The organism is Tenacibaculum haliotis, assembly GCF_025215075.1.
GTDB lineage: Bacteria > Bacteroidota > Bacteroidia > Flavobacteriales > Flavobacteriaceae > Polaribacter > Polaribacter haliotis_B.
Genome location: NZ_JAOBTH010000028.1, coordinates 121,075 through 147,447 on the forward strand (window position 1 = coordinate 121,075; position 26,373 = coordinate 147,447).

Annotated in this window: 24 protein-coding genes; 10 read left to right on the forward strand and 14 right to left on the reverse strand. The window is 30.0% G+C overall.

The window, feature by feature from the left end:
- Positions 1 to 2: 2 nt before the first annotated feature.
- The 5 genes from N2251_RS10150 to N2251_RS10170 form a co-directional block, all read right to left on the reverse strand.
- A complete protein-coding gene (locus N2251_RS10150; RefSeq protein WP_260586611.1) occupies positions 3 to 899 on the reverse strand; it encodes an SMP-30/gluconolactonase/LRE family protein in 897 nt (298 codons plus the stop codon).
- Complete coding sequence (locus N2251_RS10155; RefSeq protein WP_260586612.1) at positions 892 to 2,937, reverse strand: beta-N-acetylhexosaminidase; 2,046 nt, start codon at positions 2,935 to 2,937, stop codon at positions 892 to 894. Before N2251_RS10155 ends, N2251_RS10150 begins: the two co-directional genes overlap by 8 nt.
- A gap of 69 nt (positions 2,938 to 3,006) precedes the next feature.
- On the reverse strand, positions 3,007 to 4,944 hold the full coding sequence (gene nagB, locus N2251_RS10160; protein WP_260586613.1) for a glucosamine-6-phosphate deaminase: 1,938 nt from the start codon (positions 4,942 to 4,944) through the stop codon (positions 3,007 to 3,009).
- Between the two features lie 165 nt (positions 4,945 to 5,109).
- A complete protein-coding gene (locus tag N2251_RS10165; RefSeq protein WP_260586614.1) occupies positions 5,110 to 6,657 on the reverse strand; it encodes a SusD/RagB family nutrient-binding outer membrane lipoprotein in 1,548 nt (515 codons plus the stop codon).
- 12 nt (positions 6,658 to 6,669) lie between these two features.
- Positions 6,670 to 9,732 carry a SusC/RagA family TonB-linked outer membrane protein gene (locus tag N2251_RS10170; protein WP_260586615.1) on the reverse strand — a complete coding sequence of 1,021 codons (3,063 nt, stop codon included), beginning with the start codon at positions 9,730 to 9,732 and terminating at the stop codon, positions 6,670 to 6,672.
- Between the two features lie 193 nt (positions 9,733 to 9,925).
- Here N2251_RS10170 and N2251_RS10175 point away from each other — a divergent pair, with 193 nt between their 5' ends.
- The 3 genes from N2251_RS10175 (at position 9,926) to N2251_RS10185 (ending at position 13,557) form a co-directional block, all read left to right on the forward strand.
- On the forward strand, positions 9,926 to 10,990 hold the full coding sequence (locus N2251_RS10175) for a sensor histidine kinase (protein WP_260586616.1): 1,065 nt from the start codon (positions 9,926 to 9,928) through the stop codon (positions 10,988 to 10,990).
- A 10-nt stretch (positions 10,991 to 11,000) separates the two neighbouring features.
- A complete protein-coding gene (locus N2251_RS10180; RefSeq protein ID WP_260586617.1) occupies positions 11,001 to 11,708 on the forward strand; it encodes a LytR/AlgR family response regulator transcription factor in 708 nt (235 codons plus the stop codon).
- A gap of 118 nt (positions 11,709 to 11,826) precedes the next feature.
- The gene (locus N2251_RS10185; protein WP_260586618.1) at positions 11,827 to 13,557 is read left to right on the forward strand and encodes a sodium:solute symporter family protein; all 1,731 of its coding nucleotides are present in this window, start codon (positions 11,827 to 11,829) and stop codon (positions 13,555 to 13,557) included.
- Positions 13,558 to 13,600: 43 nt separating this feature from the next.
- Here N2251_RS10185 and N2251_RS10190 read toward each other — a convergent pair whose 3' ends face one another.
- Positions 13,601 to 14,971 carry a tetratricopeptide repeat protein gene (locus N2251_RS10190; protein ID WP_260586619.1) on the reverse strand — a complete coding sequence of 457 codons (1,371 nt, stop codon included), beginning with the start codon at positions 14,969 to 14,971 and terminating at the stop codon, positions 13,601 to 13,603.
- A 207-nt stretch (positions 14,972 to 15,178) separates the two neighbouring features.
- On the opposite strand from N2251_RS10190, the gene N2251_RS10195 reads away from it, so the two are divergent.
- Both N2251_RS10195 and N2251_RS10200 read left to right on the forward strand, forming a co-directional pair.
- A complete protein-coding gene (locus N2251_RS10195; RefSeq protein ID WP_260586620.1) occupies positions 15,179 to 15,520 on the forward strand; it encodes a DUF2853 family protein in 342 nt (113 codons plus the stop codon).
- Positions 15,521 to 15,607: 87 nt separating this feature from the next.
- Complete coding sequence (locus N2251_RS10200) at positions 15,608 to 17,032, forward strand: L-serine ammonia-lyase (RefSeq protein ID WP_260586621.1); 1,425 nt, start codon at positions 15,608 to 15,610, stop codon at positions 17,030 to 17,032.
- A gap of 1 nt (position 17,033) precedes the next feature.
- On the opposite strand, the gene N2251_RS10205 is transcribed toward N2251_RS10200, so the two are convergent.
- The 3 genes from N2251_RS10205 to N2251_RS10215 form a co-directional block, all read right to left on the reverse strand.
- On the reverse strand, positions 17,034 to 17,678 hold the full coding sequence (locus tag N2251_RS10205; protein WP_260586622.1) for a SanA/YdcF family protein: 645 nt from the start codon (positions 17,676 to 17,678) through the stop codon (positions 17,034 to 17,036).
- On the reverse strand, positions 17,679 to 18,437 hold the full coding sequence (yaaA, locus tag N2251_RS10210; RefSeq protein ID WP_260586623.1) for a peroxide stress protein YaaA: 759 nt from the start codon (positions 18,435 to 18,437) through the stop codon (positions 17,679 to 17,681).
- 99 nt (positions 18,438 to 18,536) lie between these two features.
- Positions 18,537 to 19,313, reverse strand: coding sequence for an MBL fold metallo-hydrolase (locus tag N2251_RS10215; RefSeq protein WP_260586624.1), 777 nt, complete (start codon positions 19,311 to 19,313; stop codon positions 18,537 to 18,539).
- Between the two features lie 81 nt (positions 19,314 to 19,394).
- Here N2251_RS10215 and N2251_RS10220 point away from each other — a divergent pair, with 81 nt between their 5' ends.
- The 4 genes from N2251_RS10220 (at position 19,395) to N2251_RS10235 (ending at position 22,500) form a co-directional block, all read left to right on the forward strand.
- Complete coding sequence (locus N2251_RS10220; RefSeq protein WP_260586625.1) at positions 19,395 to 20,837, forward strand: TonB-dependent receptor; 1,443 nt, start codon at positions 19,395 to 19,397, stop codon at positions 20,835 to 20,837.
- Positions 20,838 to 20,899: 62 nt separating this feature from the next.
- The gene (locus N2251_RS10225; RefSeq protein ID WP_260586626.1) at positions 20,900 to 21,445 is read left to right on the forward strand and encodes an RNA polymerase sigma factor; all 546 of its coding nucleotides are present in this window, start codon (positions 20,900 to 20,902) and stop codon (positions 21,443 to 21,445) included.
- Between the two features lie 33 nt (positions 21,446 to 21,478).
- A complete protein-coding gene (locus N2251_RS10230; protein ID WP_260586627.1) occupies positions 21,479 to 22,015 on the forward strand; it encodes a hypothetical protein in 537 nt (178 codons plus the stop codon).
- A gap of 2 nt (positions 22,016 to 22,017) precedes the next feature.
- Positions 22,018 to 22,500, forward strand: coding sequence for a sensor of ECF-type sigma factor (locus N2251_RS10235; protein WP_260586628.1), 483 nt, complete (start codon positions 22,018 to 22,020; stop codon positions 22,498 to 22,500).
- A gap of 37 nt (positions 22,501 to 22,537) precedes the next feature.
- On the opposite strand, the gene N2251_RS10240 is transcribed toward N2251_RS10235, so the two are convergent.
- From N2251_RS10240 to N2251_RS10255, 4 genes are all read right to left on the reverse strand, one after another.
- Positions 22,538 to 22,735, reverse strand: coding sequence for a hypothetical protein (locus tag N2251_RS10240; protein WP_260586629.1), 198 nt, complete (start codon positions 22,733 to 22,735; stop codon positions 22,538 to 22,540).
- A gap of 141 nt (positions 22,736 to 22,876) precedes the next feature.
- Positions 22,877 to 23,143, reverse strand: a complete 267-nt coding sequence (locus N2251_RS10245) for a hypothetical protein (protein ID WP_260586630.1) — start codon at positions 23,141 to 23,143, stop codon at positions 22,877 to 22,879.
- 21 nt (positions 23,144 to 23,164) lie between these two features.
- The gene (locus tag N2251_RS10250) at positions 23,165 to 23,791 is read right to left on the reverse strand and encodes a chloramphenicol acetyltransferase (protein ID WP_260586631.1); all 627 of its coding nucleotides are present in this window, start codon (positions 23,789 to 23,791) and stop codon (positions 23,165 to 23,167) included.
- On the reverse strand, positions 23,792 to 24,478 hold the full coding sequence (locus N2251_RS10255; protein WP_260586632.1) for an HAD family hydrolase: 687 nt from the start codon (positions 24,476 to 24,478) through the stop codon (positions 23,792 to 23,794).
- Positions 24,479 to 25,005: 527 nt separating this feature from the next.
- Between N2251_RS10255 and N2251_RS10260 the strand changes: the two genes are divergently transcribed.
- The gene (locus tag N2251_RS10260; protein ID WP_260586633.1) at positions 25,006 to 25,350 is read left to right on the forward strand and encodes a hypothetical protein; all 345 of its coding nucleotides are present in this window, start codon (positions 25,006 to 25,008) and stop codon (positions 25,348 to 25,350) included.
- Positions 25,351 to 25,398: 48 nt separating this feature from the next.
- Here N2251_RS10260 and N2251_RS10265 read toward each other — a convergent pair whose 3' ends face one another.
- Complete coding sequence (locus N2251_RS10265) at positions 25,399 to 26,370, reverse strand: type I phosphomannose isomerase catalytic subunit (RefSeq protein WP_260586634.1); 972 nt, start codon at positions 26,368 to 26,370, stop codon at positions 25,399 to 25,401.
- Positions 26,371 to 26,373: the final 3 nt, after the last annotated feature.

Here is a 26,373-nt window from a genome sequence, read left to right on the forward strand (position 1 = left end):
TTTTAAAAAGATTTTCCGCTTATTTGAGTATAAAAAGATTCAAAACAACCTCTATCAGACATTGTAATAAAACATTGTTTCTTTTCTAAACCTCCAAAAGTTATATTAGTAGGCTTTTTTCCTTTAAGAGATATCTCTTCTAACAATACAGCTTTTGGCGACAATATGACTACGGTTCCTTTACCGTACCTACAAACATATAGGTTACCTAAACTGTCACAACGCATACCATCTAAACCAAAATCAATAAAATTTTTAAATAATTTTTTATTTTTAATAGTACCATCTTTATTAATATCATATACCCAAATTTTCTTTTGATGAGATTCATTAACATATAATTTTGTTCCTGATGGGTTTACTTCTATACCATTTGTTGTTCCCATATTTTGTTCAAGTAATACCATTTTTTCATTAATCACCATCCATAAATTCCCTGTATTATCTGACCAATTAGGATCACTTAAATATATAATTCCTGAAGGAGATATTGTTAAATCATTAGGCTGATTCATCTCTTTATTATGAGCATAAATATTTGGTACTATTGAGTTTTTTTTAACAATTAGCACATTATGATTAACATAATCAGCTATGTACATATTATCTTCTTTATCAAATCGGATTCCATTACCAATACTATTTTTAGGAAGCGTAATGTATGAGATTGAATTACCTTTTTCATCTACTCTACCTATTGTACCTTCTTTATCAAAATTCACAGCATAAAGACTCCCTTTACTATCAACCGCAGGTCCTTCAATACCTTTGGTAAATAAATGTTCTTCTGTAAAATCGAATGCCACATAATAATTCTCTTTTTTACATGAAAAGAATAGAAATATCATACATGTGAAATAATAAAATAATCTTTTTGTTGTTACTTTTATTCTACTCATTTAAACTAAAGTTTTTCAATAATTTTTCTAATGAGAAACAAATCATAAGTTCTGTATCAACCATTGGTTTTTTTAAAAAAGCAATACACTCTTTTATTTTACCTTTTTCTTTAGCACTTATTTTATTATTTTTTAATATTTTTAAACATAAAATAGAAAGATCATTTATTTTATTATAGTGTACTTTTAAAGGTTTTGTATTCGCGTTTAAAGGTTTTTCTAAAAACTTACGATACCCTAAAATCCATTTATTAAAATATTTTTTTACTTCTTCTTTATTTTTGGCTGTTGGTTTAGCGGTAAATAAAACTACTTTTTGATTAAAGTTATACGCATCTATTGCATCGGCTGAACAAGCATCTGCAAAAAGTGTAAACGGTGAGAATGTTTTATATTCTATACCTTCTTTGTTTCTTGAATATACTTTTATTGGTTCGAAAATATTTGTCAAAATTTTAATTGATTCAACATCATCCGTTTTTGCTATATTTCTTAAAATAACATCTTTATTTTTTTTATGCGTTATTCCTAGCTCTTCTAAATTAGAGTTTACAACCGCTAATCGTACTCGCATATTTTTAAGATCGTTAACTTCTTTTTTAGACCAAAATCGTTCTGCAATAGCAGCTGTTCTTGGCCAAATTCGAGAATCTATTGTCAACGGAGTTACTAACTCACTCCACATTGTTGCTTCGGCCCCTAAAATTCTTTTCCGTTCTTCTTTCGTTAATATCGCATCTCCAATTGGATCTACCGAATAATGATGTTCTACAGACAACATTCTGTCAATATAATACCCATTAGAAAGTACTGCTTGGTATCCTTTTTTAACTGCTTCTATTAATGTACTTTGCTTTAAACCTTCGTGTTTTCCTCTCCAAGAATGAATCACTGCTGTAGTTGGTAATGAAGGCGTTAATATTTCATCCCATCCCATTAATTTTTTATCTAATTTTTTTAATATTTTTTCTAATTTGATATTAAAAAAAGTTTGAACATCATGATTTGTTTTTAAATTATGTTTCTTTTTAAATGCTTGAATTTCTACATTTTCATCCCAATGTTTCCCTTCATTTTCATCTCCTCCTATATGAAAGTATTCATCAGGAAATAAGGGGGCTATTTCTCTAAATAATGTTTCTAAAAATAAATAGGTAACTTCTTTCGACGGATTTAAAGTTGGGTCGAAAACACCCGAAAAACGTTCAACATTATAATCATAACCATCTTTACTACCTAATTCTGGATATGCTGCTAATATTGCAGATGCATGCCCAGGAACATCAAATTCTGGTACTACTCTAATTCCTAAATTAGCTGCGTAATTGACAACATCTTTAATTTGTTCTTGTGTATAAAACAATCCGTCAGCAGCAATTTCTTGTAATTTAGGGTACACTTTAGATTCTACTCTAAAACCCTGGTCATCTGTTAAATGCCAATGAAAAACATTTAATTTCACAGATGCCATTGCTCTTAAATTTCGTTTAATAACGTTTATTGGCTGAAAATGCCTGGCAACATCAATCATTAAACCTCTCCATACAAAACGTGGCGAATCTTTTATCTCAACACCTTTTACATAAAAATAATTTTCATCGAAAGTTATTAATTGTAATAGGGTTTCTAAACCTCTTAAGGCACCAATATCCGTATTTGCATTTATCTCAATTTGATTATTTTTTACATTTAAAGTATATGACTCGTCTGTATCAGAATTTAATTTACCAATATTTGTAAAAGTAATTTTTACAGTTGCGTTTTCATTCTTTACTAAAGGAAAACCTTGGTTAATAAAAACACCTGTTCTATTCGTTACTCTTCTAATAAAATTAGTAGCATATTCATAAATTCTACTTTCCTTTTTATGTAAACTAACCGTAAAATTTTCATCAATAACTACCTTACTTTTATTTTCTTTAATTTCTTGTGGCCAAGGCATTAAATTATAATTATTTGATAATTTATGCTGACTGCTTACCGCTAAAAAACAAAGCAAGAAAACTATATAAAGTTTTTTTATTATTATTTTTATCATCTATTATTTTTTTTCTGAAAATTTTACGATTACTTTTCTTATCTCTTTCTATTAAAAGACCATTTTTTTTTAAAAATGATACCTTTTAAATGCTTCAATAGCCGCATAATTTGCCATCCCTAGTTTGTGATACTTTTCTGCAGTTAATCTATTTCTATCTTCTGCTCTCACCCAAAACTCTCTGGCGTCGTTACCCTGAAACATCACACCATCTTTTTGAGATTGATGATAAAAAATTGCGTGACGTTTTTTTATCACTTGATCAGGACTCATTGGTACTGCCATTTCAATTTCATGTGAACCCCACTCAAACCAAGCTCCTCTATACAGCCAAACCCAACAATCTTTCATGTACTCCTGGGTTTTAAGTATTTCTATTGATTCAAATAAAGCATCTAAACATACTTTATGAGTACCATGTGGATCAGCCAAATCACCAGCTGCATAAATTTGATGCGGCTTAATATCTTCTATCAAAGCACACATAATATCTAAATCATCTTTTGATAGATTATTTTTTTTCACCTTTCCTGTTTCATAAAAAGGAAGATTTAGAAAATGAACATTCGAGTCTTCAAGACTTAAATATCTTGTTGCTGCTAATGATTCTGCTCTTCTAATTCCTCCTTTTAACATTCTAACTTCTGGGGAATCAATATGATTTAATGTTTTATTATTGATACTTTTTATAATAGCATCTAAACCTTCATGATCTGATGTTAATGTTTTTGCTACTTCTGCAAATTTTAAAGCATCACTGTCTGCTACTGCAATATTACCTGATGTTTGATAGGCTATATGCACTTCGTGTCCTTGCTCAACCAAGCGATCAAATGTTCCTCCCATAGAAATCACGTCATCATCTGGGTGCGGACTAAAAATAAGTACACGTTTTTTTGATGGTGTTGCTCTTTCTGGACGATTGCTATCATCTGCATTTGGCTTACCTCCTGGCCAACCAGTAATAGTGTGCTGTAGTTTATTAAATATTTTTATATTTAAATCATAAGCACTTCCTCCTTCTTCTGATAACAAACCAGACATTCCATGTTGATTATAATCTTTATCTGTAAGTTTTAAAATTGGTTTTTGAAGTTCTTGACTTAACCAAAACACTGCTTTCTTTTTTAGTTCGGTAGTCCACACACAAGAAGCTACTAACCAAGGTGTTTTAATTCTTGTTAATTCTGTTGATGCTTCTACATCTATAATAAAAGTGGTATTCTTATGATTTTGTAAATAACTTGCCGGAATTTGCGATGTTATTTCTCCTTCAATAGTTTGCTTTATAACTTCAGCTTTATTAATACCCCATGCTAATAACACAATTCTTTTTGCATTTCTAATTGTATTAATCCCCATAGTTATTGCTTTTTTAGGAACATTGTCTATTCCTAAAAAACTTGAAGCAGCATCTTGTCTTGTTATATGATCTAATGTTATACTTCTGGTACCTGAATTGTAATGTGACCCAGGTTCATTAAAACCAACATGACCCGTTCTACCAATACCTAACAATTGAAAATCTAAACCACCTGCTTCTTTTATTTTCAATTCATAATCTACACAGTATTGATAAATTTCGTCTGCCTTTATAGTACCATCCGGAACATTAATGTTTTCAGGTAAAATATCAACATGATTAAATAAATGCTCATGCATAAAATAGTGATAACTCTGAACATCATCTGGCTGCATAGACCAATATTCATCCAAATTAAATGTAATTACGTTTGCAAAGCTCAATCCTTCTTCAACATGTAAACGAACTAATTCTTCATATACTTTTATAGGTGATGATCCTGTTGCTAAACCTAAAATGCATTTTTTATTTTCTGCTTCTTTTTGCTTAATAAGTTCTGCTATTTCATTTGCAACAATCTTTGACGCTTCTAAAGAATTATTAAAAACTATGTTATGATTTTTCTCATAACGTGTTTCTTCAAATTGTCCTGCGGGCTTATATAATATATTTTGTGGGGTGTCTATTTGTGCGTATCCAACCATCTTTTTGTTTTTAGTAAATTTATTACCTATCTCCTTTTTTCGCTAATTTTTTCGACTAAACGCTAAAAAAAAGGCATAAAAAACAAGCGAGAGTAAAATAGTTTTACTCTCGCTTAAAAATTAATTCAAAAAAATTTAATTATTACTGTTTAAATACTAATAATACTAGTTTACATCCCACCAAAGTGGTGTAGAATAAGCATCAGCTCCTTGTTCACTTACTGCAAACTGAACTGCTGATGAGTTTTGTAGTTTAGTAGCTTGTGAGTAATTTAAACGTTTACCCATTTTATTATTAATACCCCCTGATGTATCAGCCCATTCATTTAGAGCTGTATACGTTTTATCTGGAAATATATTTAAATCGAAACGTCTCATTACAGACCAAGCTTCATATCCGTTAGTGTATGCTGCATACCATCTATTTAAACCTATTTGTTGCATGGCATCAGCAGTTGTCCCAGATAATTGAGCTGAAGGTTCGTTAGATATATAAGTATTTACAGCCGAAGCATCTGCCTCCCAATCTGCTCCATTTGCTCTAATAGCTTCTTCAAAATGAGTTTGAGCTGCTACAATATTAGTTGCATATTTAGCTTCAGCTTGTAATAACTGTGCTTCAGCATACGTCATCGTTATGTATGGAAAAGTATCATCACTCCATACCCGAGCGTTAACTTTTGAAAGACTTTCAAAAGGCACTCCTGCAGAATAAGTTGATTTAGTTGCTACTTTACCTCCTTTATAGTCTGCCCATACACCTGCTACACCTCCTGCAATAGGCTCTGTGAAACCAAATAAACGAGGATCGTTGTTCGTTTTAAATGAGTTTACTATAGTTTCTGATGCTACCCATTTAGCTCCTGTTCCTCCCCAAGTGTGCCATATACTATAATAACCATTAAAAACAGCATCAGCATTTGAAGGGTCTTGTTCAATCTTAAAATTATCAGCAGAACTTGCTATAAATGGATTTGTTAAGGCTTCGTCAATAATACTTTGATTTCCTCCATTAGCTTCTTTACTACGCAAAGCCATTCTTAATAACAAGGTGTTTCCTGCTGCTAACCACTTGGCTGCATCTCCTTGATATACCATATCTCCATCGGCAATAGAATCTAATATTCCGCTACATGATTTTAAAGTATTAATTGCATCAGATAAATCTTGCATAATTAACCCATATACTTCTTCTTGTGTTTCAAATTTAGGGATTCCTCCATTACCTCCTTCTATATACGGCACAGCTCCAAACTGATCTGTCATTCGTTGATAGAAAAATCCTTTTATGATTTTTAAAACAGCTTCTGTACACTCATCTTCAAGTTTACCTCCTGACCCTGTTAATACTAATAATTCATATAAAGGTGCAGAAACTTCTCCCATAGGTGTATCCCATGCTGCATCATTCCAACCCGCATTATCATATCTTAAGCCTGCACCACCACCAAACCAGGTTCCTGAAAAACCGAATGAAACCTGTTCTGAAAAACGACCTGCCAAAATCATGTTACCTCTCCAAGTATTATACCTAGCTTCTACAAAGGCATGTCTTTGAACTTGAACTAATAAAGGATTTATATTTTCAAGAGTTTCTGAAGAAACACTATTTGGATCTGTATTAATTTCTTCAAAATCATTTGTACAAGAATGTAATCCTAATGATAGAATTAGTACAAAAGTAATTTGCTTAATGTATTTAATAATTCTCATTTCTTTTGTAATTTAAAATTTAACTGATAAGTTTACACCATAACTTCTTGTCCCAGGTAAAGAAAGTAATTCTATACCTTGTGCGTTTCTAGTATTAAAACCTGATACTTCTGGATCAAAACTATCTGTGCTTCTATCAAAAAAGAAAAGGTTACGTGCTATAAAACGAATAGAAGCACTTGATACTTTTATTTTACTAGTAAGCTCTTCAGGGAATTTATAACCTATAGATAATTCTTTTAATTTAATATAATCTGCATCATACACATAATCTTCTATAATATTTGACCCTGCAACTGTATTGTAATACGTTTGCGCGGGAACTGCAATGGTATTGGCTACTCCAGTAACTTCATCAACACTATTTGGCACTATTATTCCTGTTTCACGGCCTTTTAAAGTACGTTTACTATTACCATTTAAATCTAAAATCATATCTGTTCTTGACAATATTTTACCTCCCATTTTAGAAGATATTAAAAAACTCAATGAAAAATCTTTATAAGTAAATGTGTTTGTTAAACCACCTGTCCAATCAGGATTGAAATTACCAAAACTTTTTTGTTCTAAAGATTGTAATGGTAAACCAGAAGGGCCTACTAAGATTTGGCCTTGATCATTTCTTCTATAGCCATTTCCTACTATCTCTCCATAACCTCCATTATTTATAGCTGAAATATTAAAAGATGTATTTCCTGTTATTATAGCTAAAGGCAACTGATTAGTACTTAAACCTGACACTTCTGTATCGTTTTTAGCAAAATTAGCGCCTACTTTCCATGTGAAATTTTCATTATTTATAACTTTGTAATTCACATCAACCTCAATACCTTTGTTAGTTATAGCACCTTCGTTAACTAAAAATCTTTCGTATCCAGAATCTACAGGTGCTGTTAATTCAAGAACTTGATCTACAGTTTTTGTGTTGTATACAGATAACTCTATGTCTAACTTATTTTTAAACAAACGTAAGTCTGTACCAAATTCTAAAGAAGTTGTTATTTGCGGTTTTAAATTAAGATTTGGTTTAAGAGTAGTAGTTGTTGCTGTTCCATTTCCAAGATAAGGATTACCTGATACATATCTTGGGTGAACATCATAAGGAGATATATCTCCATCACTACCCACTTGTGCCCAAGAAGCTCTTACTTTCCAATAATTAAAAGAATCGTTTTTAATATCAAACATATCTGATAAGATACCACTTACAGAAACTGAAGGATAAAAAAACGAATTATTACTTAAAGGTAATACGGACGACCAATCATTTCTTGCTGTAAATTGAGCAAACAAAAAGTTTTTATAATCAAAGTCTAAAGTTCCGTAAACAGAATTTACTTTACTTGTGTATTCACCAGTACCTGCATGTGGCTGACGACTATCCGTATTCCTCACATTATAAATACCAGGGAATATTATACCACTACCGATAGTTCCTTCTATAGTATTCCTTTTTTCTAACCTATTACCTCCTGCAGAAACTGACATACCTATGTCTTCATTTAACTTACGATTGTAAGTTAATAAAAAATCTATATTTGTTTCTTGATTGGTATATGTATTTTGGGTTACTTGCCCATTACCTATACTTATGTGCCCAATAGGTATGTATGAGAGAAAGTTTTGAGAACTATAATCTGTACCGGCTCTAAACATTGCCTTAAAATTATCTGTAAAATTATATTTAGCAGAAACAAAACCAAACACTCTGTTTTTCTTATCGTTCGTACCTACTCTTTCTGTAGCATGATAAGGGTTATTGTATACACTGGATAGATAATCATTATCTATATTTGCTTTTAATGCAGATAAACTAACATTTCTAGGCATAGAGTATAAACTAAAAACAGTATTATCTGTCCAATAAGACAAAGCTGGTCTGTTATTTACATTCTGATTAATATAGTTTCCTTTTAAATCTACATCTAGTTTACCCATATTTAGTTTTGTATACACAGAAAACGAATTTCTTTGCAATTCGTTATTCGGTACAATACCACTAATATCACTTCTTGTATAAGAAACTCTTGCTGTTAATTTTTCACTACCACCCTCTACATAAAAAGAATTAGTAATAGTAGAACCTCCTTTATAAAAGTTTTTTATATTATCTGGCTGTGCTGAATAAGCTCCCGTTTCTCCTGTCCAAAGTAATTGATTAGAACCATCCATTTTTGGCCCCCAACTACTGCTAGAGCGTAAACCTGCTATATCTGAAGGAATTGCACCAAAAGAACCTTGTCCATAAGTATTTTGCAATTCAGCGTAGTAAGCTATCTCATCGAAAGTAACAGAAGAATTAAAACCAAAAGATACTTTCCCTGCTTTCCCTTTTTTAGTAGTAATCATAATTACACCATTTGCTGCTCTAGAACCATACAAAGCTGCAGCATTAGCTCCTTTTAACACTGAAATACTCTCAATATCATCTGGGTTTATATCGGCAATACCATTACCAAGTGAAACACCATTTCCCCATTCATCTACTTCACCTTCACTTTCATTATTAGAAATAGGAACTCCATCTACAACATAAAGAGCTTGATTACTACCAGTTATAGAAGAGTTACCTCTAATTACAACCCTATTTGCAGCACCAACACCTGCTGATGCTTGGTTAATATCTATACCTGCAACCTTACCTTGTAAAGAATTTACAACATTCGGGTCTTTACCTCTTTCTAATTCATCATTTTTCACATTAGTAACTGCATAACCTAAAGCCTTTTTTTCTTTTTTAACACCTAAAGCAGTTACAACTACCTCGTCTAAAACATTACCGTTTTCTAATGATACATCAATAACATTAACATCACTTACTGTTACTGATTTTGTTTTCATCCCTACAAATGAAAATACTAAAACATCTCCTTTAGTAGCTTTTATACTATACTTTCCATCGAAATTTGTTTCGGCTCCTATTGCAGTATTACTTATTATTACACTTACACCTGGTAAAGGTCCTTTGTCAGAAGCTGACATAACTGTTCCTGTAATTGTTTTTTCTTGTGCTAACGAATTGTATGTAAGCATCAATGAAAAACAAAAGAATAACAGGTTTTTAATTTTTTTCATAAAATAAAAGTTAATTATTTGTTTTGTTAAATTTAGGTTAAATAAAAAAACACTTTAAAAAAAAATATACGAACGACATAAAAAAGGCAACAAACAACATCTTTTTAACAAAAACTATAATTCTATAAAATTTCTTATTGTTTTTTGATAAAAAAAAATTAATTTCCTACTTTTTTAACATATTTAAAACTAAATGACCCATAAACTAATTTATAGTAAAAAGAATAATAGAACTATTTCACGGAAATATCATGTTGTATTTTGGCTAAGTTATTTTATTTTTAATGTTATACGGTGGGGTAGCTATTTTGATGATTATTGGTATTCTTTTAAATCAAATTTAGTTGAATTTCCTTTACATATACTATTAGTTTACACAAACGTATATTTTTTTATACCGAAGTACTTAATTACTAAAAAATACAAAACCTATGTTACATTATTGCTGTTAGCGTTAGGTATGCTTTATGCAGTTCGTACTGGTTTAAATTATATTTTAGTTACCAAAAATATTTGGCCAGAAACCGAATTGTATCAACAAGCTTTTACCTTTAATCATATTGTTGCAGTTACCATTGGCGAGTTATATGTACTCGCCTTAGCAACGGCTATTAAATTAACTGTAGACTGGGTGAATCAAAAAAACAGAATAGAAACATTAAGGAAAGAACATTTAAAGAGTGAATTAAATTTTTTAAAATCTCAAATACAACCTCATTTTTTTTTTAACACTCTTAACAATTTATATGCTTTAACTTTAGAAAAATCTAACCTTGCACCCAATGTTGTTTTAAAACTGTCAGACATTATGCAATATGTTATTTATGATGTTAAAAAAAGTAAGGTGAAATTATTAAACGAAATTGAATACATTCAAAATTACGCTGATTTAGAACTTTTACGATGTCATAAAAACTCAAAAATAACGATCAATCTAGAAGGAAATATTAATGATGTAAAAATTCCTCCTTTAATTTTTCTTTCTTATATCGAAAACTGCTTTAAACATGGTAACAAAAATAGTAGTGATTTTTACATCTTTATCAGAATAGAAAAAAAATCAAATGACTTTCTTATTCTAAATATCGAAAATTCTTTCGATATTACCAATACATTTATAAATAAAAATTTAAAGAGCGGTATAGGAAACTCTAACACAAAAAGAAGGTTAGATCTCATCTATAAGAATAAATACAGTTTAAAAATTCAAAAGAAAGAGAAAACATTTACCGTAAATCTTAAAATTCCTTTAACTTAAAAACAAAAAAGTGAACATAAATTGTGTTATTATAGACGACGAACCCTTAGCTATAAATGTTCTTAAAAATCATTTACAAGATTTTAAAAACATTGTAATTATTGATACTTTCAATAATCCTATAGAAGCAATGCATACTATTGAAAGTAACAAAATAGATGTGCTTTTTTTAGACATAAACATGCCTAAAATGAACGGTTTAGATTTTTTACGAAATACAAAAATAAAACCCTACATTATAATTACAACCGCTTATCGCGAATTTGCTATTGAGGGCTATGATTTAGATGTTTTAGATTACCTCGTAAAACCAATTCCTTTTCCGCGATTTTTAAAAACTATTAACAAATTAACACAACGTATACAAAGTAATAATACTGATTTAGAAATAGTAAAAGATGCACATATCTTTTTAAAAGTTGATAAAAAATTAGTAAAAATTAAACACAATGATATTTTATATATAGAAAGTTTAAAAGATTACATAAAAGTCACCACAACTGAAGGTAATTACGTTGTACATAAATCACTAACAAGTATCACAGAAGAGCTTCCTAGTGAACATTTCCTAAGAATTCATAGATCTTATACTATCGCTTCTGATAAAGTAAATTATATGGAAGGAAATTCTTTAAATATTAGCAATAAAAGAATACCTATAGGAAGAAAGTATTTAAATACTACAAAACAAATCATTTTAAAGAATAATAATGAATAAGACCAATAACATTATATTTGATGTTGTTTAACAAAAAAATAACGTTGTTAGTAGAATTTATTTACAAACGAACCTTCAACTTAACTAAATTTAAAATCTTAAAATAAAAATAAATTCAATGATCAACTTAAGCTTGCTCGATTCTTCAATCATTATCGGATTCTTTATTCTCTCTTTACTTATAGGTCTTTGGGCTTCAAAATCCGCAGGAAAAAGTAGTGCAGAATTCTTTTTATCTGGCAGAAACATGCCGTGGTGGTTATTAGGTGTTTCAATGGTTGCAACTACATTTGCTGCCGATACTCCTGGATTAGTAACCGAATTGGTTCGTAAAAACGGAGTTTCAGGAAACTGGGTTTGGTGGGCAATGTTACTTACTGGTATGCTTACCGTTTTTTTTTACGCAAAACTTTGGCGAAAATCTGGAATTAGTACCGATTTAGAATTTTACGAATTAAGGTACTCTGGTAAAATGGCAAGTTTTTTAAGAGGATTTAGAGCCATATACTTAGGGGTGATTTTTAATATAATTACCATGGCTGGAGTTTGTTTAGCAGGTGCAAAAATCGCCAATATCTTATTAGGTATCTCACAAGGTGAAATGTTGTTATACTCATCTATCATTGTTGTTATTTATTCTTCTTTAGGTGGATTAAAAGGAGTGTTACTTACCGATTTTGTTCAGTTTATAATTGCAATGATTGGTTCGGTTTGGGCAACTATTTACATTATAAATCTCCCAGAAATAAATGGATTATCTAATTTATTAAGTCACCCTAATGTGAGTGATAAATTAGCAATGTTACCTGATTTTTCTAATACAGAATCTTTAATTACCTTATTTATAATTCCGTTTGCAGTACAATGGTGGAGTACTTGGTATCCTGGTGCAGAGCCTGGTGGTGGTGGTTATATAGCACAACGAATGTTGGCTGCTAAAGATGAAAAAAATGCCACTTGGGCAACTTTGTTTTTCAATTTTGCACATTATGCGTTACGCCCTTGGCCATGGATTATTGTTGGATTAGCTTCTTTGGTTGTTTTTCCAAGTTTAGAAAGCATGAACCAAGCATTCCCAAGTTTATCTCCTGAAATGCAAGGACACGATGTTGGGTATGCTGCAATGATGACTTATTTACCTGCAGGATTATTAGGAATCGTATTAACATCCTTAATTGCTGCTTTTATGAGCACCATTTCAACTCAATTAAACTGGGGAAGCTCATATTTAGTAAACGATTTTTATAGCCGATTTATAAACAAAAGTGCTTCTGAAAAACAAAAAGTAGTAGTTGGTAGAATATCAACTGTTTTATTAATGCTGCTTGCTGCCCTATTTTCTTTCTATTTACAATCAGCAAAAGACGTATTCGATTTATTATTACAAATCGGAGCAGGAACAGGATTACTATTTATTTTACGCTGGTTTTGGAGCAGAATAAACCCATATAGTGAAATTGCTGCAATGGCCATTTCATTTGTTATTGCTCTTTTCTTTTTTATCAACGGAAAAATGGAAAACCCTTTCTTCGAAATTGCAGGGTATTGGCAATTAATAATCGGAGTTGTAATTACAACTATCGGATGGGTTTCTGTAACTCTTTTAACACAACCTAGTAATGCTGAAACTATTAATAAGTTTGAAGCTTTAATTTTCGACGGAGAAGATAAATTTAAAAATATAGGTATAAAAATAGTAGGGTTTATTACAGGTACTATTGGAGTATATAGTTTCTTATTTGCTACTGGTAATTGGATTTACGGCAAAACTTTGCTAGCTACTTGCTTATCGATATTAACCTTAATATGTGTTTATATTTTACTTAAAATTTGGAAACGTATTTCTTAAAAAAGTAAAAACCCTTAAAATAAAATTATTTTAAGGGTTTTTATTAATTAATAGCTTTCCTATAACTCAATAATATTTGTTGAATGTGTTTATTCTCATAAACCGAAGGATATAATTCTTTAATAATCGAATGATAATCATAGTCAATGGCTATTGCATTTCTTAAATGCGTTAAACTATAATCTTCTTTATCAAGAATCATAAATAAACCACACAAACGATATTCTATCTCGGCAAATTCTTTGTATATTTTTTTCGCTTTAATTACTATTTTTAAAGCATCTTCAAAATCACCTAAAAACAATAATATATCTGCCAATGCGGTATATATTTCTATTTCCTGATCACCAAAGGCTACACAAGTGTAAAAAGCTTTTACAGCTTCTTCATAAAAGTTAAGCTTCAAGTTAATATCACCATATTTTTTCCAATAACGCGTATTGGTATCATCAATCTGTAGTGCCTTATTTACATAATACAATGCTTTTTGATAATTATCATCATTATAGCAAGCATTTGCGAGTAACATCCATGCTTTATCTAACAACGGATCTTCATGAACCGCCTTTTTATAAAAATGCATAGCAGTATGAATATTCTGTAATTTTTCATAACACTCTCCTACTCTTATATATGCAAACGCCGTAGGATCGTCTAATTCTAACGTAATTAAATAGTTATTTATGGCTTCTTCATAACGATTCAGTTCCTCTAAAGTTTTGGCTTTTTCTAAATATCCACCAATAAAACTCTCGTCTATTAAAACTGAAAAATCGAAAGCTCTAAGTGCTTCCTTGTGCATACCTAATTCAGAATATTCTTTTCCTAATTGATGCCAAGCAACCTCGCAATACGGGTTATGATCTACATACTTTTTTAAAAACTGTATTGCCTCTACATGTTTTTCTTGCATATCAAAACAATATACAATGTTGTACAAAGATGAGTAATCTTCATAATCAGCTTCTACACATTTTTCAAAATTTAAACGTGCGTTTTCAAAATCATCCAAATACAAATACTCCATTCCTAACATCGACCAAATATCAGACGGATCTTCTATAAAACTCAAAGATTCTTTTAAAATTTTTATTGCTTCAATATGTTGTTTCTTTTTAGATAAAATCAACGCCTTTTGAATAAAAACTTCATCATTATAAGCATCAATAGCCTCAATCGCTTTTAGCATTCTACTTGCTTCCTTCAGTTCATCTTCAAAAATTAAAAGCTCAACCTTCATTAATTTTAACTGAATTGAAGAAGGATGCTGCTCTAAACCTAATCTCACCGCTTTTTTTGCCAATGAGTGTTTGGCAATACTTAAATAATGTTCAATAATAGTTTCAAACTCAACGGCGTCAAAAAAATATACATCGTTGGTTTTCAACATAGATTCAAATTTCAATATCGACATAAGCTACATATTTGAATGTATATAAATTTACTACAAGAACAGTGCCTATTTACCTTTAACTCTTTTTGTTTTCAACAATTTAATTAACAATACCAAGCTCATTTTAGTTATTCAGTTTTCTTATTTGAAAGAACAAATTATTTTTCTATATTTGGAAGGATTAAAGTTTTACAACAAAACTTACACCTAATTATAAATAAAAAAATCATGAGTAAATTTGACGAAAAAGTAGCATTGTATAAGAAATTTATGGATGATAGAAATCTTCCTTGCAATCTTGATTTATTAAAAGCGGTAACTAAAGGATTAGGACCTTCTATTTACAAAAAAGATGCTGAAACAGTATCTGGTACTGACGCTAAGGAATTAGAAACAGTTAAGAAAAATTTCTTAATGAAAAAGTTAAGTTTAGCTGATAGTCCTGAATTAGACAAGGCTATTGATGGTGTAATGGAAAAAATAGGAAGATCTGAAAGAAACAAGTATCGTGCTGTAGTTTACTATATGTTAGCTCAAAAATTTGGCAAAGAGGCTGTTTACGGAATGTAAAAAATACATTTTTTATAAAAAAAAGTCCTGTATTGATTTTAATACAGGACTTTTTCTATTTTAGCCATCAACAAACAAACTATAATTATGTCGCAGTTTATTAGTGTTTTTGACATGCTTAAAATTGGTGTTGGCCCTTCTAGCTCACACACTTTAGGCCCTTGGAGAGCCGCTCAGCAATGGATTGAAAAGTTAAAAAAAACGCAGGTTTTTAATACCGTTGATGGGATTAAAATAGATTTATATGGTTCTTTATCCTTAACAGGAAAAGGACACGCAACCGACTTAGCTGTTTTATTAGGTTTAAGCGGTACAGATCCAGAATATATTCCTGTAGATGACATAGATGCCATTATCAATAAAATAAAAGAAACAACTACTTTACATTTAAATGCCGAAAAACAAATTGTTTTCTCTATTGAAAATGTTGTTTTTAATAAAGATTTTTTACCATTTCATTCTAACGGATTAACTTTTAAAGCGTTTTCTAAAGGTAAAGAAATCTCTAGTGAAACTTATTATTCTATCGGTGGAGGATTTGTCATTCAAGAAGAAATAACAACACCTTCAGATACTGAAATAAATAAAAAAAACTTTCCATACCCAATAAATAGGGCAAACGAATTAGAAGCATATTGCGATAAAGAACAAAAAAATATTTCTGATATTGTTTATCAAAATGAATTAGTTTTAAAATCTTCGGATGAAATAGATGCTGAACTAAAACGCGTTTGGGAAACCATGCTAGAATGCATGTATATTGGTTGTCATACAGAAGGTATTTTACCTGGTGGATTAAACGTAAAACGTAGAGCATATGGCACTCATACGAAACTAATTAAAGATGCAGCATACTCCAACGAACAAGAATGGATTACTGCCATTAGAAGTACCGAAGTAAAGTTTCGTGAAATTTTAAAATGGGTAAGTTGTTTGGCTTTATCTGTAAATGAAGTAAATGCTGCCTTGGGTAGAGTTGTAACAGCACCTACAAACGGAAGTGCAGGTGTTATTCCTGCTGTTTTAATGTATTATTTAGTTATAGAAAACCACGAAGCTGATTTTGAACATATTAAAAAATTCTTATTAGTAGCTGGCGAAATCGGAAGTATCTTTAAAAAGAACGCAACAATATCTGCCGCAATGGGTGGATGTCAGGCAGAAATTGGTGTTTCATCTGCAATGGCTGCAGGTGCTCTTACCGAACTTTTGGGTGGAAGCCCTGGGCAATGTTTAGTTGCTGCCGAAATAGCCATGGAACACCACTTAGGTTTAACTTGTGACCCTATTGGTGGTTTAGTTCAAATACCATGTATTGAACGTAATGCAATGGGAGCAATTAAAGCTATTAATGCTGCTGAATTAGCTTTAGAAACAAATCCAAAAGAGTCTTTAGTTCCTTTAGACAAAGTGATTGATACCATGTGGGAAACTGCAAAAGATATGCACAAAAACTATAAAGAAACCTCTGAAGGTGGTTTAGCAATTACTGTTGGTTTAGCTGCTTGTTAAGCTACTTTATCTCAATTTGCTTTCCTAAAAATTTAGGTTTAACATTAAATAAAATATCTACAAATACTTTTACTCGGGCTAAATATTCTCTTAATTGAACTTTTAGCCCGTATTTACGAGAAACACCTTTAGCGTTAAAACCAACCGCATTAATCCCAAAATGATTTGCTAGATAAATAGCTCTTTCATTATGAAATTTTTGAGAGATAATAGTAACATTCGTTTGCCCAAATATTTCTTTTACTCTTACTACAGAATCTAATGTTCGAAAACCTGCATAATCTAAGAAAATTCTACTCGCGGGAATACCTGCTTTTATCAAATCATTTTTAAAACTAGTTGGTTCATCATATTTTTCAGAGCTATTATCACCACTTACAATAATAAAAGAAACCTTACTTGATTTATATAAAGATACTGCTGCATCTACTCTATACTTATAATATAAATTAACACGTCCGTTGGCTAAATATTTTACTGTACCTAAAACAAGTCCCACCTTATTAACAGAAACATTATTTACATTAGTATATAATTTATCTTTAGCCGCTTTTTTAACTAAAAAATTACAAGCATAAATTACAATTAATAAAAAAAGTCCTAATAAAAACAATCTTTTTGTATATTTAATAATAGTGCTTTTCATTTACCTAGTAAAAAATAATTCTGTATCAGTAGACATTTCTTCAGAAAATCTGTAATTATCAACGTTAAACCCTTTTAATTCTGCTATTGTTTTAACATCATTTTCAATAATATAACGCACCATTAAACCGCGTGCTTTTTTAGCAAAAGTCATAATCGTTTTATATTCTCCGTTTTTTAAATCTTTAAAGACAGGGGTAATCATTGGTACTTTTAAAATTTGCTTTGGCAATGCTTTAAAATACTCTGTACTTGCTAAATTAATTAACAACTCGTTGTCTTCTAATTCATCATTTAAAGAATTTGCTAAATCATTGCTCCAAAATTTATATAGGTTCTCTGTTCTTCCTACTTTTAATTTCGTTCCCATTTCTAAACGGTACGGCTGAATTAAATCCAATGGTTTTAGCAATCCATACAATCCTGATAAAATTCGGAGTTTATCTTGTAAAGCAGGTAATTTATCTTCTGAAAGTGTCATTACATCAATTCCTCTAAAAACTTCACCTGTAAAAGAAAAAATGGCTTGTTTTGAATTCCCGATCTCAAACGGAGTTTGCCAATCTTGATTTCTATCATAATTTAAACTTGCCAAATCATCAGAAATTTTCATTAAATCACTTAACTTTTTTCTAGAAAGTGTTTTTAATTTTTTATTCAATTTTGTTGATTGCTCTAAAAATCGTGGCTGAGTATATAAATTGGTATTTGCTTTGGTTTCAAAATCTAATGACTTTGCTGGAGATATAATAATTTTCATTCAACTAATATTTAATGTAAAAATAGCAAGCTATTTTAAAATATGTGTTTATAGTTAGTATTTTAAATCAATCGTGTTATCAAAAAAAATAATAGCTTCTTAAATTATTAATCCATCATAAGCTAAAAACACATTTTCGGGCAATTCTTTTTCAACTTCTTCATGTAAACCTAGCAATTCGCTTATATGAGTTAAATATGCTTTCTTCGGATTTAATGCTGCAATAAAAGCTAAAGCTTCCTCTAAATTAAAATGAGTTGCATGTGCTTCTTTTCTTAATCCGGTTACAATTAGTATATCTAGGTTAGATAATTTCTTCTTTTCTTCTGCGGATATTGTTTTGATATCTGTAAGATAAGCAACATCGTTAAAGCGATATCCTAAAATTGGTAATCGTCCGTGCAGTACTTCAATTGGGATAACTTTTACATCCTCTAAAAAAAAACTGTTTTGATGAGATATTACATTCGGGGCTACTTTTGGCGCACTAGGATACCTGTTTTCTGTAGCAAAAATATAATCATACCTTCTCTTAAGAACTTCTAAAACTCTTTCTGACGTATAAATAGGCACTGCTCCCATCTGAAAACAATACGGTCTTATTTCATCTAAACCTGCAATATGATCGGCATGTTCATGAGTAAATAAAATTCCGTTTATCGATTCCACATTTTCACGTATCATTTGCTGACGAAAATCAGGACCGCAATCAATTACATAGTTAATAGCATCCCAAGAAATCACTATTGAAGAGCGCAATCGCTTATCTCGTGAGTCTTTAGATAGTGCTACAGGGTGTTTACTCGTAATCATTGGCACTCCTGTTGAAGTTCCTGTTCCTAAAAAAGTGACTTTTAATTGCTTTTTTTCTTTCATTGTTAACACAAAAATACGACAAAAATTGCCTGATAGTTCCTATTTTCAGTACATTTGTTATCCCTAATAAAAAATAACAAAATGGCAATTACGCTTAAAGGAGATCAGAAAATAAGTACTGTACCTACAACTGACAGTAAAGCTTTAAAAATCAACTTAAATGCCCATATTTATGGAACATTTGCTGAAATTGGAGCCGGTCAAGAAACTGTTCGTAATTTTTTTAGAGCTGGTGGTGCTTCGGGTACAATTGCAAAAGCAATGAGTGCTTATGATAAAGACTTCTCTGATGCCATTTATGGAGTTGAAAACGACAATCGTTATGTTACAGAAAAACGATTAAAAAAGATGTTAAGACACGAAATGGACTTAATTGAAGAACGTCTTGATCGTCAAAAACATCCTGAAAAGTTATTTTTTAGTTATGCAAACACCGTTGCAACCATTAACTTTTCTAAAAAGTTTAAAGGGCATGGTTGGGTTGGAATTCGTTTTCAGTTAGATCCACTTGAGGACTACAATGAAATTATTTTACACCTTCGTTTTAAAGAAACCGATGCACGCCAACAACAAGAAACTTTAGGGGTTTTAGGTGTTAACTTGGTTTATGGTGCATACTATTTAAATGATAATCCGAAGGAGTTATTAAAGTCATTTTATGATAATATTGACAGCGATCGTTTAGAAATTGACATGATTAATTTTTCTGGCCCTCGATTTATGTATGTTGATAATCGACTAATGAGTTTACAGTTAGTTAAAAATGGCATGACAAATGCCGTAATGTTCGGCCCTGATGGAAATAACTTATTACCCGCTCAAGTACTTTATAAAAAGAATATTTTAGCGCTTCGCGGAAGTTATCGCCCTGTTACGAAAGTAAATATGGATATGTTCGAGCGCTCGAAAGAACTATTTTTAGCAGAAAAGAAAGTTAATCCAGAAAAAACACAAGTTATTTTTGAAATCACCTTAAGTAACCTTCGTGCCGAAGGTGAAATTAATGAACGTGATTTCTTAGACAGAGCAGAATTACTTTGTGCACTCGGACAGAATGTAATGATTACCAACTATCAAGAATATTTTAGATTGGTAGATTACTTTAGTGAATTTACTAAAGAAAGAATGGGATTAGCTATGGGAGTTAATAATCTTATTCAAATTTTTGATGAAAAATATTACCGTGATTTAAGTGGTGGTATTTTAGAAGCTTTTGGTAAACTTTTTTATCGCGATTTAAAAGTATACATGTACCCTTATAAAGACGAACAAACTGATGAGTTTATTACTAGCGAAAACTTAAAGGTACATCCTAGAATGAAAGAACTCTACAAGTTCTTTAAAAACAATGGTAGACTTATTGACATTAAAGATATTGATGAGAAAAGTTTACATATATTTTCTCGTAAGGTTTTAAAGATGATTAAAAACAACGAAGAAGGTTGGGAAAAAATGCTTCCAGAAGGTGTTTCAGAAACCATTAAAGAAAAACGTTTATTTGGTTGCTCTAGAAAACGAGTTTAAATAATTTGGTTTCATTTTAAACCTTTTACTATCTTTAAAGTCTAACAGCTAAACAACATTAGTTGACCGACGAACTTATTCTTATAACACAACTACAAGAACCTAATACAAAGGAAGTAGCTTTTAAACAATTACTATCGCTTTATAAAGAGCGTTTGTATTGGCATATACGAAAAATTGTTGTTTCTCATGACGATGCCGATGATGTTTTACAAAACACTTTCATTAAAATTTTTAAAAATATTGATACTTTTAAAAGAGATAGCAAACTATATTCTTGGATGTATCGAATTGCCACTAACGAGTCTATTACATTTATCAATAAAAGAGCAAAAGAAAAGAATGTTGATATTACCGAATACCAGCAAGAATTAGTTTCTAATTTAGATAGTGACAATTGGTTTACAGGCGACGAGATTCAACTTATTCTACAAAAAGCAATTGCTACTCTACCCCAAAAACAACAATTAGTTTTCAATATGAAGTATTTTGATGAAATGAAATACACGCAAATTTCCGAAATATTAGAAACTTCTGTTGGCGGTTTAAAAGCATCTTATCATATTGCTGCAAAAAAGATTGAGCACTTTATTAAAAATTATAATTAAACCTTTTACAAAAATTAAAGTCTTAGAATAGAGATGGATAAAGAGTTAAAAAATAAAATAGATTTCATAAATCAAAAAACAGGTAAGAAAACAGGATTTTCTATTCCTGAAAATTACTTTGAAGAAATGGATGACAATTTTTTTACTACTATAACCATTAAAAATCTCCCTAAAAAAGAGATTCTCAAAACACCTGAAAACTATTTTAATACTGTTGAAGATACTATTTTAACTAAACTAAATATAGCAACACCTAAAAAAGGAAAAGTTATTTCTTTATACCAAAAAGCACTAAAATTTATTCCGGTTACTGCCGCTGCATCTGTTTTATTATTTATTGGTTTAAATTACTTTAATACAAACAACACTTTTACTTTTGATGATATTACGCAAGCTGATGTAACTTCATGGTATGAAAATGGATACGGAACTACTAATAATGATGAATTAGCAATTACTTTAGATTCTTCAGATTTTGAAGAAGATATTTTAACCTCTATAAATGATGATAATTTAGAAGATTACCTAAACACCATTGATGACACAACACTTTTAAACGAAATTCAATAACAATGAAAAAAAACATACTCTTACTATTTTTAATGCTCATCGCATTTTTTAATAGTCTAACAAGCGAAGCGCAATCAAAAGAAAATAGTTCTAAAAAAATTAGCACTTATAAAATTGCTTTCTTAACCGAAAAATTAAATTTAACGGAAGGTGAAGCTCAGAGTTTTTGGCCTATTTACAATACGTATAGTAAAAACAAAATGGCACTTCATAGAGAAAAACGTCAAATTATAAAAAAAAGAATATATAGTGATAATGGAGCTATAGAAGATATTTCTGAAAAAGATTCTGAACAAATTTTAGAGAAATTTCAATCGATAAACAAACAGGAATATGAAATGAAAGCATCTTTTCATAATAAAATATCAAAGATATTATCTTTTAAAAAAATATTACTGTTACAAATTTCTGAACACGAGTTTAATCGTAAACTTATGCGAAAGTATAGGGGAAAAAAAGACACCAAAGAAAAAACAAAAAAATAAGAATAAAAAAAGAAGCTTTTAGCTTCTTTTTTTATTCTTATTTTTTAACTAAAGCTAAACAAACATATAAATCAGGTTTGTTAGCTGTGAATTTTTTTAACCAAATTGTTAACTCATCTATTTCATAAGGTAATAACCTATTTAATGCTTTTTCTAACTCTCTACAAAATAAATCAGTATTGAAACTTACTTTTTTTAATACAGTTTTAGTGTATTCGTACATTGCTCTTGCCATGTTACTTAAAGGGGATTAGTTGTTTTATTATTACTGAACGTAATTTACAACATTTTATTCCTTAATGAATGTTAAAATTTCACAAAAAAAAACCGATACTTTTAAAAAGTATCGGTTTTTAAACATTTAACTTACAGTTTATTATAAGCTATTTACTTTTTCGATTAAAGCGTTTGCTTTATCTTCTAACTCAGAGCTTATTGCTTTAAAGTGAGCTTTTTTATTTTCAACTTTTTTAGCATTTATTTTTGCTATTAAACCATCAAACGTTTCAAAAACCTCATCTACAATAGCTTCTGACTTTTCTGCATCTATCTCAGGGTTTAATTGAGCTGATAATCTACAGATATCAATAATATCTCCTAAAGTATAATCGATATCTTTTTTTAAGTTTTTAATGCTTGCCATAATTATTATTTTTTTGCAAAATTAATCGATTTTATCTAATTCTGCTTGAAATTTATCAAAAAATTGCCCTACGTGATATCCATCAACTAAAGCATGGTTTACATTCACAGATACTGGCATCATTTTTTTAGTATCAATAACATTTATTTTACCAAAAGCCAATTGAGGTACGCTGTCGTTTTTATTGCCAGAGTTCGGCTCTTTATGTCCTGTGAAATTGACCCAAGGTAAAGCTGAACAATGTATGCAACCTAAAGAATATTTGGGAGGAAACAAATCAGTTGAATTTACAATACGTTCTTTTTCTTTTTGAAAACTTGTGCTAAACACTTCAAAATCATCTGAAAAATCTATGTATGAAAATCCGAAAGTATGATCGGCTCTTGCTATGGTTGCTGACGCATTAATTACATCATAAATAGCAATTTTATCATCTTCTATTCTAAGTTTAAAGTTTTCAATCGCATTAATTGCCTTCATACATGCGTGCAAATAATGAACAAAAAAAGATTGTTTTTTTGTTTTAGCTGATTCATAACATATAGTAACATCCACGTTAGCTACAATTCCGAAAGTTGGATCTGCTAAAGTTCTAAAATGATTAAAATGCTGCTTTCTATTCCAGTTTTCAATATCTAAATACTTCATCTATAAAAAAGTTAATACTTCGGTTATTTCTGAAATCGTTTTATAACTGTTTGATTCTTGTTCACAACTAACTTCTTCATGTGCCCAGGTAGTATGAAACGGAACATGAATTGCTGAAGCACCTACAGCTATCAACGGTAAAACATCTGATTTTAATGAATTCCCTATCATCAATAATTCTGAAGGATTGACATCTAAATGTTTTATCAACTTTAAATAATCTATTTCTTTCTTATCGCTCATCACCTCTGTATGATGAAAGTATTTTAATATTCCCGATTTCTCTAACTTTCGTTCCTGATCTAATAAATCGCCTTTTGTAGCTACAATTAATTTATACTTTCCTTGTAACTTTTGTAAAACCTCTTCTACTCCATTTAATAAATCAATCGGTTGCTCGAGCATTTCTTTACCAATCTCAAGAATTCTATCTATTATTTTTTGATTGATTTTATAATTCGACAATTCCAACGCACATTCAACCATCGATAATACAAAACCTTTTACACCATACCCGTAAATTTTAAGATTATCGATTTCCTTTTTATATAACTCTTGATGAATTTTGTTTTCGGTTTCATAACCTGATAAAAGTTTAGCAAATTCATTTTCTGCATCTCTAAAATAAGTTTCGTTTATCCACAGTGTATCATCTGCATCAAAAGCGATTACTTTAATATTATTCATTTATTAACAAGGTTTTTGCTTTTTCTAGTACTTTTTCAATAATTATTTAAAAAACAAGATAATTACATCAATCAAAGATACATATTTAAACAGTTTATTAAATTCACCAAAGTGAGCTTATTAAAAATTTAACATTAATGTTTTTACCTTTTTTATTGTTTCCTAAAAAAAATGAGTACATTTGGTTTATTATGAAAGTACTTTTACATACATATACTATTATTTTAAATACTGTCTACATGATTATGTGCAATACGCGCATGCATAAACAGTATCTATATATTAAGAAAAACACTCCAGAAAACAAATTTAAACAGCGGTTTTAAAAAATCGATATTTAATACAAACTATAAGAGGTGCTTTTTACAAAAAGCACCTCTTTTTATTTACTAATATTTTAAATTTTAAGCATTATGAAAACAGCAAAGAACACAAAACAAATTGGCAGGTATTTAACAACAATGATGTACTTAGTACAAAACCTATTTTTAAAAGAATCTAAATTTCCACCAATAAATCCATAACACATGAATACTTACATCGCTTCAAAAAATAACTCATCACATTTTACGGTTAACAAAAAACAAGTTAGCAAAAACAAAATACTAAAGCCCTCAATTTTATATAACAAAATTGAATCTACCGTAAACTCTTCCCTTACGCTTTACGAAAACCCTTCGAACATAAGTTTTAAAAGTATTGAATTTGATATTTTAGAAAACGCTTATTTAAATGACAAACTTATCATTAAAAATAATATTAAAAAATTGAGCGACACTGAAGTTGTTTTAAACATAACAGTATCTAAAAAAGAAAAAAAAGACATTATATGTAAAGCCATATTTGGTTACAATTTACAAAAAGCTTCTTAATTCGTTAAGTTGATTTGGTTAACAGACTCGATTTACTTTGGGTCTGTTTTATTTTATATACACTTCTAAAAGCTTAACTTTTTCTGTAAACACACTCACCTTCTTTATACAAGCCGGAATCAAAATAGTTTCTCCTGTCTGTAATTTTTCTTGTTGATTCTCGTATTCAAAAATAGCAGTTCCTTCTACACACATATAAATTACAAAACTATCTTTATCATCATGATTCAAGTTGTAATTTTTCGTTAGATGTAAAAAATTTGTAGTAAAATATTTACAATCTACAATATTTGATGGGCTGTTTTTTTTCTTTAGATACTCTGCCTTATAGTTAGATTTTGCTGAATAATCAATCGCATCTAACGCTAAATCTAAATGCAAATCTCTTTGTACTCCTGCTACATTTTTTCTATTCCAATCAGAAATACGATAAGTAACATCTGAAGTTTCTTGAATTTCTGCTAACAAAACACCTTTACCAATTGCATGAATTCTTCCTGCTGGTACTAAAAAGGTATCTCCTTTTTTTACAAAATCTACATTTAACAACTCTAATTCATTACCCGCCTCAACAGTTTTCGAGAAAGTTTTCTTATCCGTTTCTTCTGAAAAACCAACAATTATTTTCGCTTTTTTATCAGAATTAACAACATACCACATTTCTGTTTTACCTAAAGAGTTGTGTCTTTTTTGTGCTAATACATCATTAGGATGCACTTGTAAACTTAATTTTTTTTTTGCATCTATAAATTTAATAAGTAGCGGAAATTTATCTTGAAATATACTGTATACCTTTTCTCCTAAAATTTCTTCTTTAAATTCTTTAATCAGTTCATTTAAAATTTTCCCTTTTAAATTACCATTACTAACAACAGAAATATCATCCTCTATACCTGAAATTTCCCAGCTTTCACCGATATCTTTTCTATCAGATTTTTTATTAAGTAAAGTTTCTAGCTTTTCTCCTCCCCAAATTTTAGATTTTAAAATAGGCTCAAATCGTAGTAATTGATGTATCATAGG